Source organism: Gottfriedia acidiceleris, assembly GCF_050457485.1.
Classification (GTDB): domain Bacteria; phylum Bacillota; class Bacilli; order Bacillales; family Bacillaceae_G; genus Gottfriedia; species Gottfriedia acidiceleris_D.
On sequence record NZ_JBCMJM010000017.1, the window covers coordinates 44072 to 57387 of the forward strand.

Annotated in this window: 14 protein-coding genes and 1 riboswitch; of the genes, 3 read left to right on the forward strand and 11 right to left on the reverse strand. The window is 31.1% G+C overall.

Annotated elements, in window-relative coordinates; genetic code table 11:
- Positions 1 to 76: 76 nt before the first annotated feature.
- Complete coding sequence (locus ABEY15_RS17915) at positions 77 to 610, reverse strand: competence protein ComK (RefSeq protein WP_429891500.1); 534 nt, start codon at positions 608 to 610, stop codon at positions 77 to 79.
- Between the two features lie 305 nt (positions 611 to 915).
- Between ABEY15_RS17915 and ABEY15_RS17920 the strand changes: the two genes are divergently transcribed.
- From ABEY15_RS17920 to ABEY15_RS17930, 3 genes are all read left to right on the forward strand, one after another.
- Complete coding sequence (locus ABEY15_RS17920) at positions 916 to 1437, forward strand: sigma-70 family RNA polymerase sigma factor (protein ID WP_429891501.1); 522 nt, start codon at positions 916 to 918, stop codon at positions 1435 to 1437.
- A 940-nt stretch (positions 1438 to 2377) separates the two neighbouring features.
- A riboswitch (cyclic di-GMP riboswitch) is annotated at positions 2378 to 2508 on the forward strand.
- Positions 2509 to 2543: 35 nt separating this feature from the next.
- Positions 2544 to 2681, forward strand: a complete 138-nt coding sequence (locus tag ABEY15_RS17925; protein ID WP_429891502.1) for an anti-repressor SinI family protein — start codon at positions 2544 to 2546, stop codon at positions 2679 to 2681.
- A 62-nt stretch (positions 2682 to 2743) separates the two neighbouring features.
- Positions 2744 to 3064 carry a helix-turn-helix domain-containing protein gene (locus ABEY15_RS17930; protein WP_025671315.1) on the forward strand — a complete coding sequence of 107 codons (321 nt, stop codon included), beginning with the start codon at positions 2744 to 2746 and terminating at the stop codon, positions 3062 to 3064.
- Positions 3065 to 3161: 97 nt separating this feature from the next.
- On the opposite strand, the gene ABEY15_RS17935 is transcribed toward ABEY15_RS17930, so the two are convergent.
- The 10 genes from ABEY15_RS17935 to ABEY15_RS17980 all read right to left on the reverse strand — a co-directional run bounded on the left by ABEY15_RS17935 (position 3162) and on the right by ABEY15_RS17980 (position 13250).
- The gene (locus tag ABEY15_RS17935; RefSeq protein ID WP_429891503.1) at positions 3162 to 4343 is read right to left on the reverse strand and encodes a hypothetical protein; all 1182 of its coding nucleotides are present in this window, start codon (positions 4341 to 4343) and stop codon (positions 3162 to 3164) included.
- A gap of 26 nt (positions 4344 to 4369) precedes the next feature.
- Positions 4370 to 4942: a signal peptidase I gene (lepB, locus tag ABEY15_RS17940; RefSeq protein ID WP_429891504.1), complete on the reverse strand. Its 573-nt coding sequence runs from the start codon at positions 4940 to 4942 to the stop codon at positions 4370 to 4372.
- A complete protein-coding gene (locus tag ABEY15_RS17945; RefSeq protein WP_429891505.1) occupies positions 4942 to 5517 on the reverse strand; it encodes a hypothetical protein in 576 nt (191 codons plus the stop codon). The genes lepB and ABEY15_RS17945 overlap by 1 nt, the downstream gene beginning before the upstream one ends.
- Before the next feature lie 91 nt (positions 5518 to 5608).
- Positions 5609 to 6379, reverse strand: coding sequence for a hypothetical protein (locus ABEY15_RS17950; RefSeq protein ID WP_429891506.1), 771 nt, complete (start codon positions 6377 to 6379; stop codon positions 5609 to 5611).
- A gap of 509 nt (positions 6380 to 6888) precedes the next feature.
- Entirely contained in the window at positions 6889 to 7779 is an 891-nt protein-coding gene (locus ABEY15_RS17955) for an LCP family protein (protein ID WP_429891717.1), read from the reverse strand.
- A 96-nt stretch (positions 7780 to 7875) separates the two neighbouring features.
- Positions 7876 to 8877 (reverse strand): metallophosphoesterase, encoded by a 1002-nt coding sequence (locus ABEY15_RS17960; protein WP_429891507.1) that lies wholly within the window; start codon positions 8875 to 8877, stop codon positions 7876 to 7878.
- Positions 8878 to 8935: 58 nt separating this feature from the next.
- Positions 8936 to 9607, reverse strand: coding sequence for an HAD hydrolase-like protein (locus ABEY15_RS17965; protein WP_429891508.1), 672 nt, complete (start codon positions 9605 to 9607; stop codon positions 8936 to 8938).
- Positions 9608 to 9619: 12 nt separating this feature from the next.
- Positions 9620 to 11242, reverse strand: coding sequence for an aldolase catalytic domain-containing protein (locus tag ABEY15_RS17970; protein ID WP_429891509.1), 1623 nt, complete (start codon positions 11240 to 11242; stop codon positions 9620 to 9622).
- A complete protein-coding gene (locus ABEY15_RS17975) occupies positions 11239 to 11985 on the reverse strand; it encodes a 3-deoxy-manno-octulosonate cytidylyltransferase (protein ID WP_429891510.1) in 747 nt (248 codons plus the stop codon). Before ABEY15_RS17975 ends, ABEY15_RS17970 begins: the two co-directional genes overlap by 4 nt.
- 77 nt (positions 11986 to 12062) lie before the next feature.
- Positions 12063 to 13250 (reverse strand): hypothetical protein, encoded by a 1188-nt coding sequence (locus ABEY15_RS17980; RefSeq protein WP_429891511.1) that lies wholly within the window; start codon positions 13248 to 13250, stop codon positions 12063 to 12065.
- Positions 13251 to 13316: the final 66 nt, after the last annotated feature.

The following is a 13316-nucleotide window of genomic DNA, read 5'->3' on the forward strand; positions in this document are numbered from 1 at the left end:
TATGATCAATTAAGATCTTAAGGCCTGCTTTTTGTATTTCCTGCCCCTGCTTTCCTAAAAACAACTTACCTCTAGCCTACCCATCTGAAGAATATCCTTCTATTAATTCCTTAATCATCATTAACTTTTCTTCATCTGATTTTAGCTTATATTCTACTTTCTGACTTAAATACATACTAATAATCTTTGTGGCTTTACTAATTTGTTTATCAAAAATGTAATAAGAAATTGGGAATACTCTCTCTTCTCCATTCCTAAACTGTATTTTTGTTTTTCTTTTTTCTTTTATATATTTATTTATTTGGATAAAATTTAGCCATTTGCAAGATATGTTATTTTGCGAAGATGTAGGAATCATAATAATTGATAATGTGGGATTAATCATAAGAGGAATCTTTTTCATAGTTGGATATTTACTTTTTACGACTTCGAGATGACCTTTAATAGATTGATTATGGTAGAGGGCGGATTCTTTCAAAATTGCTTTCATTGGCCGCTTTGAATAGATCACCCCTTTGTTTTTATCTGTTATTTTGGTTAAAAACTCTGGATGATCCGCAGCTTCAATCAGCATTGTTTCATACGATACAACATAATCTAATTTTGACATATGTGCCTCCTTTGAGGATTTTTTACATATCGATTATATCAAAATTATCTTTACGTATTTTTGAAACTTCTATGACCGTTTAGCCTGTGTTTTAGTAAACTTTACTTCTTTTAAAAATATAAATAGATAAGATTTCATTTAATTATTTCTGGCAAATTTAAAGTTTTAAATTCAATACTCACATTTCACTCTATTTTTTTTATTCTTAATTGATGTTTCCAAATATGATATATTTCTTATATTTTTATATAGTTACTTCACCGCGGAATACACAAAAGGGCATGCCTTTAAGAAAGGCAGTAAGCATGAAATGTAGTGAAGAACATGTAGATTATCAAGTTGTTTCAGGAAAATTGAAGCCAAGTACATTCGAGGAATGCTTAAACCAGTATTCCCGAATGATAAAAGCAACTATGAAGAAGTTACATATATACAAAAATTTTGATGAATATTATCAAATTGGTCAAATCGCATTATGGAAGGCTTATCAGCAGTATCAAACTGAGAAAGGGAGCTTTTCAAGTTATGCTTTTATTACAGTAAGAGGCTATTTATTAAACGAGCTTTCCAAAGCAATTAAATATGATGAAAGAAACGTATTCTCCAAGCAAGGTATAGAAGATTTAATATATTTTGATGAGGCATTTTCACTTGTAAATTTCATGAGTTTTCTAGATGGAATTTCCCCCTTACAGAAGCAAATTCTTATTGAACGGTTTTATTTCAATCATGAATTTCCCCAAATTGCAAAAAATTTAAATATGAAAGAATCTAGTGTACGGTCTAGTTATCGTTATGCATTAAAAAGATTAAGAGATTCAAAGTAAACTAAAGAAATATAAAATGGTCAATAGGGAAAACGGACATTAAATGAACAATTATTAATGATGAAATTATCATTTTTTGGATGTTCTATTAATGGATTTTAATGTTAATATGTTTGATCAATTTTATGATTCTAATAACACTAGTAATGTTTTTTAGAAGTTAAAAATATTATGAGCTAATTTTTAGAAAAACCTATTCAATTGATTAGTTTAATTAGTGCTCCATATTAATTGACCTAAAAGCTGTTTAAAATACAACAGTTAAGTTACTCTAAGTAAAGGCTATTTGATTAGGAATTATTACAGACTTTTTTTATGGATAAGTTGATTGAAACGGAGGGATGCTCGACTCCTATGGGATAAGCGGGGAGGCTAAAGACCCCGCAGGCTTGCCGAGAAGGTTAAAGAATCTCGCCCCANNAATCAACATCACTCTACTCCTATTACGAAAATTTGATAATTTAATTGACAAGGTTGTTTTTCAACAGCGTGAAATAACTTAATCTATTTATTGATCATTTTATTTTTTAAGTTTATCAACTTGAATTCCTATTATATCCAAGAGAACCATTACTTTCCTCCTATTTTTAGAAACTTCAAAACTATGCCGTTTTGAGTAGAATTTTACACATTTTTTAACATTCACTTCTATTTTGGCCTAGTCTAGAATACTATTCTAGAATTACTAAATTTTACCAGCGTTTTTTGGTGTTTCGACACTTTTTTTATCGAATGTCGAAATGTTTTTTCTTAAAATTTTTCCTTTTATTTCAAATGTAAAAAAACACCTTGATTTATCTAATGTTTTTAATATAATTGAAATATTATTAATATTATTGTTTTTTTTGAAACTACAAATTACTACAAACTATGTATTGGATTCATTATATAATTGTTATATAAATTTTTTAAAAATTGTAATAAATCAACCAGAACTCTCTCTAGAAAAAGGCAAACCAATTGAGAGATTGGGACGCAAAGCCACTGATCTTAGTTGTAAATATAGTTAAAAAGAACTATTTTTCTGTATTTTTTAACTATGAAACGAACTAAGATAGCAGGGTTACCTAGGTATTTTATACCTTAATTTTAGGAGGCCATTATCCATGTACAGTCAATTGGAAGAACATTCTGCCGAATTAAACTGGATCGACTTACTACTAGAGTGCATTGAAGTAGGCATAAGCCCTGATGAAGTGCGATCATTTCTTTACAATTGCGTTAAAGATTCATGTCAAAACTAGGATAACTACTCCCTACTATGATATACTTTTTGTAATAGTCAAAAAGATATGGAGTAGCTTATATGATTGGAGAACGAATTAAAAAACTACGTTTACAACATGGAATGTCACTTACAGAGCTTGCAGAACGTGCTGGTATCGCAAAATCTTACATAAGTTCGATTGAACGAAATCTACAAAGCAATCCTTCAATTCAAGTACTTGAAAAAATTGCTGGCGTCTTCAATACAACGGCAGAAAGCCTCCTGAAAGATGATATTGATCCAACAAAAATTATTGATTCTGAATGGATGGATATCCTTCAAGAAGCAATTAATTCAGGAATACCAAAAGATGAATTATTAAAATTTATTGAGTTTAATAAGTATAAGCAAGGCAAATAAACCTTCGAATTAAAATGTTTCCATTTTAATTTGAAGATTTTTTTTCCCACAAAAATAAGAAGGGCGCTCTTCAAACGAAGAGCGCCCTTCTTATCATTTATTTACGTAAATCATATTTTAGAGAAATGTTATCGATATAACCAGCATCTTTACTAGAGCTGCCAGATTTATCTTTAGCATACGTAAGTTTTAACACATGTTTACCTGGCTGAATAGTAAGTTTTTTATTTATCCAATGGTTATCTGTACCCGATTCACTAACTAGTACATTTCCATCTAATGAAATCGTTAGGATATCTTTATTTAGTTGAGAAAGTACTAAATAATCAAAAGATAAGAATGCGTTATATGCGTTATCCGGTACATTAATTGTTACCTCAGCAGTAGAAGAACTGTTATTAGAAATATTATTGCTAATTAAATAAAAGTCAGTTTTACCATCTACTTTTGAATTAATTCTTCCCCAATCACCAGCAATTGAAAATGGTGAACTTGCACTTTCAAAGTCTGCTAGATAACTATTTTGTGGAGTATATAATCCACCAGCTAGAGTATCTAAATCATTAAGTGTATCATTTTTAATAGATGTAGCTTTATTCGCTAGAGCTGTTGCTTTCTTAAGCTCTAATTGATCTGTTGCAGCATTAATAATATTTGTTACTCTTTTGATTTCATCTGATAAATATGCTTTTACAGTTGCATCAGTCGATTTTTTTTGCTCATCGATTAATTGCCCTAAAGTTACTTTAGCAGCGTTTATTGCGTCTTCTAGTTCATCAAGCGCCTTAGCTTGCTCAGCAGTAATTTTTTGTTGCCCATTTGAAACTTGTGAACTAAAGTCAGGTTTTAATCCGTTAACTTCACCTTCAACTCCAGCAGTAGTTTGAGCATTTAATTGTGCTACTAGCTGCGAAAATTGGTCTGTAGTATTTTGATTAATTCCAGGTAAAGTATTGTTGATTGCGTTAATATGCTCATCTGACTGACTGTTAATTTTATTAACACCAGCTTGTTCTAACTCACCTTGTTTATTATTAACGCCATTTTCTGTATCAGAAGCATATGCATTTAATTTATTCTTTAATGCCCCAATCATATCTGAAGTTTTAGAACCTAATGTGCTACTAACAGTTGACTTCGCATCACTTAATAATTGAGCGGCATAATTTGTAAATAACTCCCCGGCATTAGTAGATGCAAATGCCAAGCTAGAAGATGTTAAGATTCCAGCAGCCAGTATTCCAACTGCAATTTTCTTTTTCATTGACTTTTTTTCCATTTTCTTTCGTGCCTCCATTAGACAGATTACACTTTAAGTGGTTTTGCTATTTTATGAATAGGTAAAATTGAAACAAGTACATAACCTTTAATGTCATTAATAGGTATAAATCCAAAATCTTTACTTCGACTATCGAAACTTATTCCCGGCTCTCGATTATCACCAACAACAAATACCTTGTTTTTAGGAACCGTTATTTTTTCCATATCTTCAGAAGTCCCATTTGTGGAGATTTCTGGAACTGGTTGGTTATTCACATAAATAATTCCATTTTTTATAAAAACTGTGTCCCCGGGAACTCCAATTATTCGTTTTACAACATCAAATCCTTCAGCTCTTAATTTCATAATCGCTACATCTCCAAGTTCAGGATCATGAGTAAAACGAGCTAATTTATTCACAAAGACTACATCCCCATCGTTTAAAGTAGGGTACATTGAAAATCCGCTAACTTTTGTAAGTCCAACTGTGTTTAGTAAAATAACTAAAAGAATACTTAAAATTAGAAAGAACCTCATCCATTCAAATAATGACTGACTAAAAGTTTGTACGTTTTTATCTTCAACTGCTTTTTGTTCTTCAATTTTTGAAGCATTCATTACTGTTGACCTTCCCCGCTAGACTGATCTTGGCTGTTTGTATTTTGTGAATCATCATTTTTCGAGTTAGATGTTTCATTGGATTTATTTCCATTATTTGAGTTCCCCTTAGGAACTTGCTGTTTAATTTCTTCTTTTGCTTGTTCCTGAGCGTTTTGTATAATTTTATCAATTCTCGCTTTTGCTTCTTGTACATCTTTTTCATTCTTACTATCAATTTGTTTAATCAATTGATCTCCATACTTTTGAAGCTCTGCTTGTGATTCTATGCTTTTTTGTGTCGCATATTCTTGTATTTCATCAGCAGATTCTTTAGCATTTTCTTGCACCTCTTGAATTAAGCGTGCTTTTTGCTTAGTAGACTCTGCTTCGGTCATTCCAATAATATAATCGCTTGCTTGTTTAGTTTGTTGACTTGTCCATGCAGTCATTGCTGCAGGTAAATTTGTATCGGCAAATGAAAACGTCGTTGCGATGAGCAAACCACCACTTAACGTAACAGAGCCAATTAAAAGCTTTTTAATTTTTTTGGAGATCCATGTTTGTTTTTCTGTTTTTTCAGTACGATTCTGCATAATTTACCTCCTAATGACTACATGAAAAAAAACAAACTCTTTAATTTTATGAATTTAAAATTCATGTTTACTGCTAATAATGGAAATTATCTTATTTATTAATCGCATCCACTAAATTTTGCATATCTTTTATCGCATCATTAGTAGTTTTTGATTGTGTATCTTCTAAAGTTTTAAATGCTGCTTCTTTTTGCGTGTCAATTTCAGTTTTTAATGAAGCTTCAATACGATCAATTTCAGAAGATAAGTGCTCTAAAACAGCTTTTTGGGAATCAGATGCTTGAGAGTTAATTAATGTAGTAATTTCAGCTTTAGCATCTTGAATTTTTTGTGTTAAAGTGTTTACAGCTGTTGTACGAGAAGAATTTAAATTAGATTGAAGTTTTGAATCCGCACTTTTAGCAACTGCTGAAAGCTGTGCATTAAAGCTACTATTTAATGTATCTGCTAATGCATTTAAATCAGATGTTGTTTTACCATTTGTTGTTGAAACATAGTTAGCAAAATCAGCAGGAATGCTCATGTTTAAAGCTGCCATAGCTTCAGAAATTGCAGCAATATGCTCATTTAAAGCCGCACTAATTTGTTGATTTGCTAATTTTGTTTGAGCGTCTCCTACTGATTCGATCGTGTTTGCAGCATCAACTTTGTAATTGTTTACGTTAGTTTTCATATCTGCAACTGAAGAATCATATTTTGGTTTGTATGATGAAGAAAGCTCTGTTTTTGCATCAGAAGTTTTCGAATTAGCCCAGTTTGTTAATAACTCCCCTGCGTTAGTACTTGCGAATGCGATTCCTCCAGAAATAACTAAACCGGCAGATACAATCCCTATTACAACTTTACTCTTAACCTTTTTCATCTCTTTCTCTCTCCCTAAATTGTATATAGTTTGTATTCTGTTCTCCAGTGAGAACGTATACAATTTAACTATACAAAAGACTAAATAATCTAACAATTGAGTTGAACCTCTATAAAAAGTGCTATTTTGACAAAAAACGACGATAATACTGTTGTTTTAAATCACTTTTTGACGAATATTGTATTTATTTGTTATTTTCTGTTGTAAAAACAGAACTATACTAACTATTACTCTATTAATTAGTTCTTTTTACATATAAAACACGAAAATGATTAAACGTAAATACTGTTCATTCTCTATTTTTTTTCAGATTTCAAAGGTAAAACCAGGATTAAGTACTAGGTCTTTAGTAGCCTAAAGATTTATGATCGAATATCAATATGTAGAAATTTGTAGAAACTACAGAGGATAAATATCAGAGGAATAGTCTTTTGTTCAGATTAAAGATCAAAGCAAAAAAACCCCGATTTGTAATATAGTTAAACTATAATACAAATCGGGGTTTTTTCTTATTGAGTTAATCCCAACTGATCGCGTAGTTCGTTTGAAAGTGCTAAACGATTTTCTTCCGGTACTAAATAATAGTAGATTCCTTTAATCATTTTCCCACTTCCTTCTAATTGCTGTTGTTCAATACTGTCAGTGGCAACGCGGTAGCTTTTCTGAATATCGAACATTTCATTTAAGGTTAAATTAGTTTCTAGGTTTTTACTAATCGAATTTAATATATCCTTATAACTCACTAAACTTTTAATTTTTGTTCCTTTGTTAATTACTTCTTGAATAATTTGACGTTGTCTAGCTTCACGTCCAAAATCACCTTGTGGATCCTCGTAACGCATTCGCGAGAAACTTAACGCCTTTTCCCCATTTAAAGACAATAATCCCTTTTTAAAGTGATAACCGTCATTTGTAAAGTCTAGTGTATTCATAACCTCTACTCCACCAATTGCATCTACAATGCCCTTAAATCCCTCCATATTGACCTCCAAATAGTAATCAATAGGTATGTTTAAAAATTTCTCCACAGTGTTTACACTCATCTGTATACCACCGAATGCAAATGCATGATTAATCTTATCAGTACGATTTTTCCCTACTATTTCAGTACGAGTATCGCGGGGAATACTAATAATTTTCGTCGTATGTTTTGTAGGATTTACGGTTATGACCATTAGGGAATCTGAGCGCCCCTGGTCACCTGGCCGTTTGTCTACTCCTAGAAGTAAAACTGAGAATGGACTTTTTTCTTTAACGCTGACGGGTTCTACCCTTTTCTCCGTCTTTTCAATTGGGTGATAGATAACGCTAGTCGTTTTCGTTACTTCATGATAAATATAAAATCCAGTAGCCCCAGCTATAACTACCAGTACGGTCAAAACAATTCCAATGCGCAACATTATTTTTTTCCAGCTCACGGATATTGCTCCTTTTAGTAAAAATTAAAATGTAGTTAGACTATAATTAAGAAAATATGTTTCAACATCTTGTTAATTTTATTTTTTTTGTTTTAATGTTAAAACATTAATTTCAGGTGGGTTAAATAAACGAAACTTTAGGAATGGAATAAAATTGCTGCTTCCAAGACCTGTACTCACATATTGTTTAGTATGTTTGTACTCCCAAAGACCTTTAACTCGGTTTTGTGGAGGAAACAGACCACCCCATTTATACCATCCCTCTGGAACAAATGGTGCTCCTATAAAAGGTAAACGAATTTGCCCCCCATGATAATGTCCAGCAATAATCAAATCGTATTTCCGATCTCTAAACTTCAGACTAGAATCATTTAAAAGACTATCAATTCTCGTGTCAACTATAGGATAGTGATTAAGCGCAATTAAGACATCATTCTTTTTTAAACGATTAATACCGGACATCTCTTTAATTAATGATTTACGGTGCTCAATATACTGCTTGGTTTGTACATATTCAGGTAAGAAGATCCCATTTGTTTGTTTTTCACTTTGAGAAGCGTTCAGGATCGACGTTTCAAAGTCAACGAAGTTAATTGAGGAATTGTTTTTTTTGACTGAATAAACAGATTCCAAGAATTTGATACCACGTTTTTCAATTCCTTTTATGAACTTACTCTTTACTAATACACCTTTTGAATTTACATAATATGCCTCTGGGTCTTCATTTCCAGGTATATAAATTGCATTCTCTTTGTTTTTTATTCCTTCTAATAATTGATAGAAAGGCTTAACATTATTACTTTGGCTTTTAAGAATCATATCCCCAGTAAAAACAATGGCATCATAATCAGTGGAATTAATGGATTTTAACAAGCGACTTTGATTTTTACCAAACTCTTTACTATGCAAGTCTGTAATTTGAAGAATTTTATATCCCTCAAATTCTTTTGGTAAGTGGTCTACTAAGACATCTTGTTTTGCTATTGTAATTCTGTTATTATCCCAAATTATATAAATTACTAGAGCACAGATAAATAATATGATTAACCCTGCAACTACTTTTGCTAATTTATTTTTCAAAGTAACCGCTCCATTATCCACTTTTTATACAAAGTATTGATAACCCGTACAAATGAAATTAATACTTGATTGTCTGCTTTAATTCAAAAAAATCAAAGAGCCCCTCAACGCTCTCAGTTACGTGAACGTTCTTACACTTACCTGCATCAACTATACTTTCAAAACCGTAACCATAGGTAACGGCGATAAAATCGATTCCTACTTTTTCAGCGCCGATTGCATCATGCATGCTATCACCGATCAATACTACCTTTGACAAATCATTTTGCCCTATCTCTTCTAAGCACATTAAAATTAGATCTGATTTACTAAGAGTATCGGCATCGTCAACCCCGAAAATAACATCAAAGTGCTTACTCAATTTGAAATTTTCCAAAATATCTTTTGCTAAATCATCCCTCTTTAGTGTTGCAACTGCCGTAGTACAATTTTTTTCTTTTAATGAAAATAGTAACTCTTTAATATAGCTATATTGCTTAGCTTCAAATTTACCCTTTTCTTTATATCTACTTCTATATATTTTTACAGCTTCTCTAGCCTTCTCTTCATTAAAACCGCACTCTCGCATAAATGATTCGACAGGTGGTGGACCAATAAATCGTCTCTGCTGTTGAACTGTTAATTCGGGTGCCCCCATTAGAATTGCAGTATGATTCGCGCCAATCATGATTCCTTCCGCTGTATCTAATAATGTTCCATCTAAGTCAAAAATGATTGTAGAATATTTCATATGCCCTCCGCTTTAATATGTCTTACTATACAAATGAACATCTTTATAAATCGTCGACGTTACATAGTGAATTTCCATATGCTTTTCTACATTGGCTAAGTAATTTTTTATTTCTTCATTCTTCTTAACAAGCTCAACCATTTCAATATGATTAATTAATTCTGTTGAATAGTAGTTTTTAGCCTTGTTTAAACTGAACCCATCAAATCCCGCAAGATACACATGATCAATAAATAAACGATTTAATAAATTAATAGCCATTAATCCTGCGTTATCTGAAATTAAGGAGTTTTCTAGCAGTAAATCAGAATAATTAACAACAATAGGTGAATCCACTTTTAAATTTGTAATATTTGACGTTGTAATCAAAGTTGTAGTAAATGGTCTATCTTTTATTACATCTTCCATACTCTTAAATCTCTTACTATTGCTAATAAAAATGGCGTTACAGTTAAAAGGACTAGGTAAAAAATTTACGCTAATAATAAACGGATGCTCTTCGTTTATAAACGTTTTAATATTCTCTAATTCTTTTTCGATTGATTTACCTGGTGCTATAATAAGTACCTTTTTATTACCAATTAGCTTCCTTAATCTTTTCAAACTTTCTGTATCGTCTACCAATTGCATTTGATGACTTATGTATAAATCTTCAATATAATTTTCAGCATAGATATCTCGTTTTTTGTTCGGAATTTGCCTCAATATTGTATTGATTGACTTAACAGAAATCGTCTGTTTATTCATTAAATATGATGCATAGTTAGGGTGACAATTATTGATTGCCGCTATGAAATAGGGAACGGAATAACCCCATTTAGGCTCATTAAAAAATCTACTCAAATGTTCATCAACAATTTCCAATAACGGTACTATTTTATATTTTTCGTCAATATTTTCATTGATGTACTCAGAAATTAGCTCCGTGCATAAATTCCCTGCTCCTCTTCCCATACCAAATACCGAAGAATCTATTATTATATTTCTTTTAGTGTGTAGCGTTAGCAATTCTTGGGCATTTGAAAAAGATAATTGTAAATTATTATGAGAATGGAATCCGATGTTAATTGTTTTATCAAGATTATGATCTAGTAGGTGGTACATTCTTAGTAAATTATTTTTGTACATAATCCCAAGTGTATCTACTAAGTAAAATGCATATGGTTTTAACTCATTAACTTTTTCGATCAAAGCTAACAGATTTGCATCAGTGTAGCTAGTAGTACCAACTGGCTGAATAAACACTTTATACCCTTTTTCAATTAACATTTTTCCATATTCTAATGCTTCAGCAATTTCTTTTTCATTATCATGGAACGTTAATCGAATTCCATCAATTGAAGTACCATCATATACTTTTATTTTATCGATTGAGATGAATGGTTGATCAATCATAGCTACGTAAATAGTATCTTTATTTTTTGGCTGAATCAGTTCTTTGATTTTTTCAATATCATTGAAAATTGTAGTATCATTATCATAATCCACATCTCTAAGAAATCCACATTCGATAATGTCTATATTAGACTGGGTCAACTTTTCAATTACTTTTTTAACCGTCCTCTTACCAAAGTTCCAATCGTTGATGTATCCACCATCGCGTAAAGTACAGTCGAGTAGCTTTATATTGTTCACTCAAATACCACACTTTCTAAACGATTTTTTATGATATCCCGTACTTTATCTAAATCTTTTGGAGTATCTACAGAAAGAGTCGTCACATTTGCTTCCACAAATTTTATCTTTTGACCATTCTCAATAAATCTAAACTCGTCAATGTCTTCAGCTGCTTCCAAAGGGCCTCTCGGTGCTGAATAACAGAACTCCAATGCACTTTTTGTAAAACACTGTACTCCAACAAACTTTTTATAATAAAAATCGTATGTCCCTTTTGGGTATGGAATTGGGCTTCGAGCTAAATATAAACCATATCCAAAAACATCCGTGGCAACTTTAATCTTTGAAAAATCAACCGCCTCCAAAGGATTTTTTAACTCCGTCATTAAATTTGATACATATAATGAATTCGAATCAACCTCTTTAGGAAGAATCCTTCTAATTGCCTCAGTTTCTATTAATGGTTCATCCCCATTTACATTTATATAAAAATCTGCGTCTACTAATGTGGAAACTTCGTATAATCGGTCTAGATGTGTTTTATGATTTTCAGAAGTCATAATCGTTTTTATTCCATAGCTTTCACAAACTTCTTTAATTCGTAGATTATCTGTTGCTACATATACCTCACTTAGACCCTCTAATCCTTTTAATCGTTCGTGAACCCACCAAATCATTGGTTTTCCACAAATATCTGCTAATGGCTTGCCTGGGAATCTTGACGAATTATATCTAGCTGGAATAACACCAATGATTTTCATAAATTATCTTCCTCCTGATATCTTCTTATAGATTAAAAGGGCTTGTTCATTTTAAAGAACGTTCACATAAAATATTTCTACTGAATTTTTTCTACTATACAATTATTGTATTTATTTTCGTTTAGCTTACTTTCATATGCTTGAAAAAATTTAATTCGCTCTACTAGATATTCAAAATATATTCGTTCTCCTTTAAGATTTCCCTTTATCTTTCGAAGAATAAATTCTAAGTAAAATATATATCTATAAATTTCCGACTGATTTACTAGAATTGCTGCTATTTCTGAGTTAATAAAATTGTCTTCTAAGTAATTCCGAATAAAAATATGAAATAAGTTTTCAAATTCTCCACTTGTTTCGTACAACTTTATTTCACTTACATTTGAAAGTTTTTCAAATATAAGAAAGTAAAGATCAAAAAACGAACTTCTAATTTCTAAAGTATTCCAATCTATTACCTTAGTTATCTTCTTACTCTTCAGAACATTTCCTTCCCAAAAATCTCCATGGGTGAATCCTAAAAGTATTTCTGTTTTTAAACAATTTTTTTTCAATTCTATATTTATATCTGAAACAAATTCAAAAATAGATTTTACACTATTAATTAATGTAAAATCTTCTTGTAATAAAGGATTTAACAATTCATCTATCCTCTTTGTAACGTTTTGGAGATGTTGCCCCAATGAGACTATTTGGTAGTTTTTACTTAATAAAATATCTCTTAATATAGGTAAAGCCTCTGTATGAACATTCTGAAGACTAAAGCAAGCCGGTTTTAAATTTACATAAGATTCTTTCATAAATCTATTACTAATATTCCACTCTAGTAAACTTTGGGATAATTTACAATTTTGAGCCTCGATTAGTTTATAAATTTTATCCTCCATTACATTACTTGAAAAATTGTTAGGAAATATGGTCGTAACACTTTTCTCTCTAAGATTTACAATTTTATGCTCACCGTGCCCCACCAAAATTAAACAATTTCCATAATGCGATGACGACAAAGTTGGAAAAGTACCAGGCTTTACTTTATTAATTCTCCTTTTTTTAAAATATAAATATGCAAATTCCAATACTCGAATAAGTCTAACTATTGGTATAAAAAAATTAATAAATCTAATTTTCGTCTCCCTTTCAAGAAAACCAAAAGGTTTCCCTTTAAAAAACAGGAAGAATATAAGACCAATTAAACTTTGCTCTAAGTTTATGTAAAGCGAACTATATAGAAAGTTATCTATATAAATATAAGTAAACTCCTCCATTTAAAGCTCCCTCTTTTTGTCCTTTGATGTAAGATCGTTAATTTTTTAAGTTTAAAAGTAGCTGTT

Coding starts and splice junctions, on each gene's coding strand:
- ABEY15_RS17915 (WP_429891500.1), bottom strand. CDS start 610: ATGTCAAAATTAGATTATGTTGTATCGTATGAAACAATGCTGATTGAA.
- ABEY15_RS17920 (WP_429891501.1), top strand. CDS start 916: ATGAAATGTAGTGAAGAACATGTAGATTATCAAGTTGTTTCAGGAAAA.
- ABEY15_RS17925 (WP_429891502.1), top strand. CDS start 2,544: ATGTACAGTCAATTGGAAGAACATTCTGCCGAATTAAACTGGATCGAC.
- ABEY15_RS17930 (WP_025671315.1), top strand. CDS start 2,744: ATGATTGGAGAACGAATTAAAAAACTACGTTTACAACATGGAATGTCA.
- ABEY15_RS17935 (WP_429891503.1), bottom strand. CDS start 4,343: ATGGAAAAAAAGTCAATGAAAAAGAAAATTGCAGTTGGAATACTGGCT.
- lepB (WP_429891504.1), bottom strand. CDS start 4,942: ATGAATGCTTCAAAAATTGAAGAACAAAAAGCAGTTGAAGATAAAAAC.
- ABEY15_RS17945 (WP_429891505.1), bottom strand. CDS start 5,517: ATGCAGAATCGTACTGAAAAAACAGAAAAACAAACATGGATCTCCAAA.
- ABEY15_RS17950 (WP_429891506.1), bottom strand. CDS start 6,379: ATGAAAAAGGTTAAGAGTAAAGTTGTAATAGGGATTGTATCTGCCGGT.
- ABEY15_RS17955 (WP_429891717.1), bottom strand. CDS start 7,779: ATGTTGCGCATTGGAATTGTTTTGACCGTACTGGTAGTTATAGCTGGG.
- ABEY15_RS17965 (WP_429891508.1), bottom strand. CDS start 9,607: ATGAAATATTCTACAATCATTTTTGACTTAGATGGAACATTATTAGAT.
- ABEY15_RS17975 (WP_429891510.1), bottom strand. CDS start 11,985: ATGAAAATCATTGGTGTTATTCCAGCTAGATATAATTCGTCAAGATTC.
- ABEY15_RS17980 (WP_429891511.1), bottom strand. CDS start 13,250: ATGGAGGAGTTTACTTATATTTATATAGATAACTTTCTATATAGTTCG.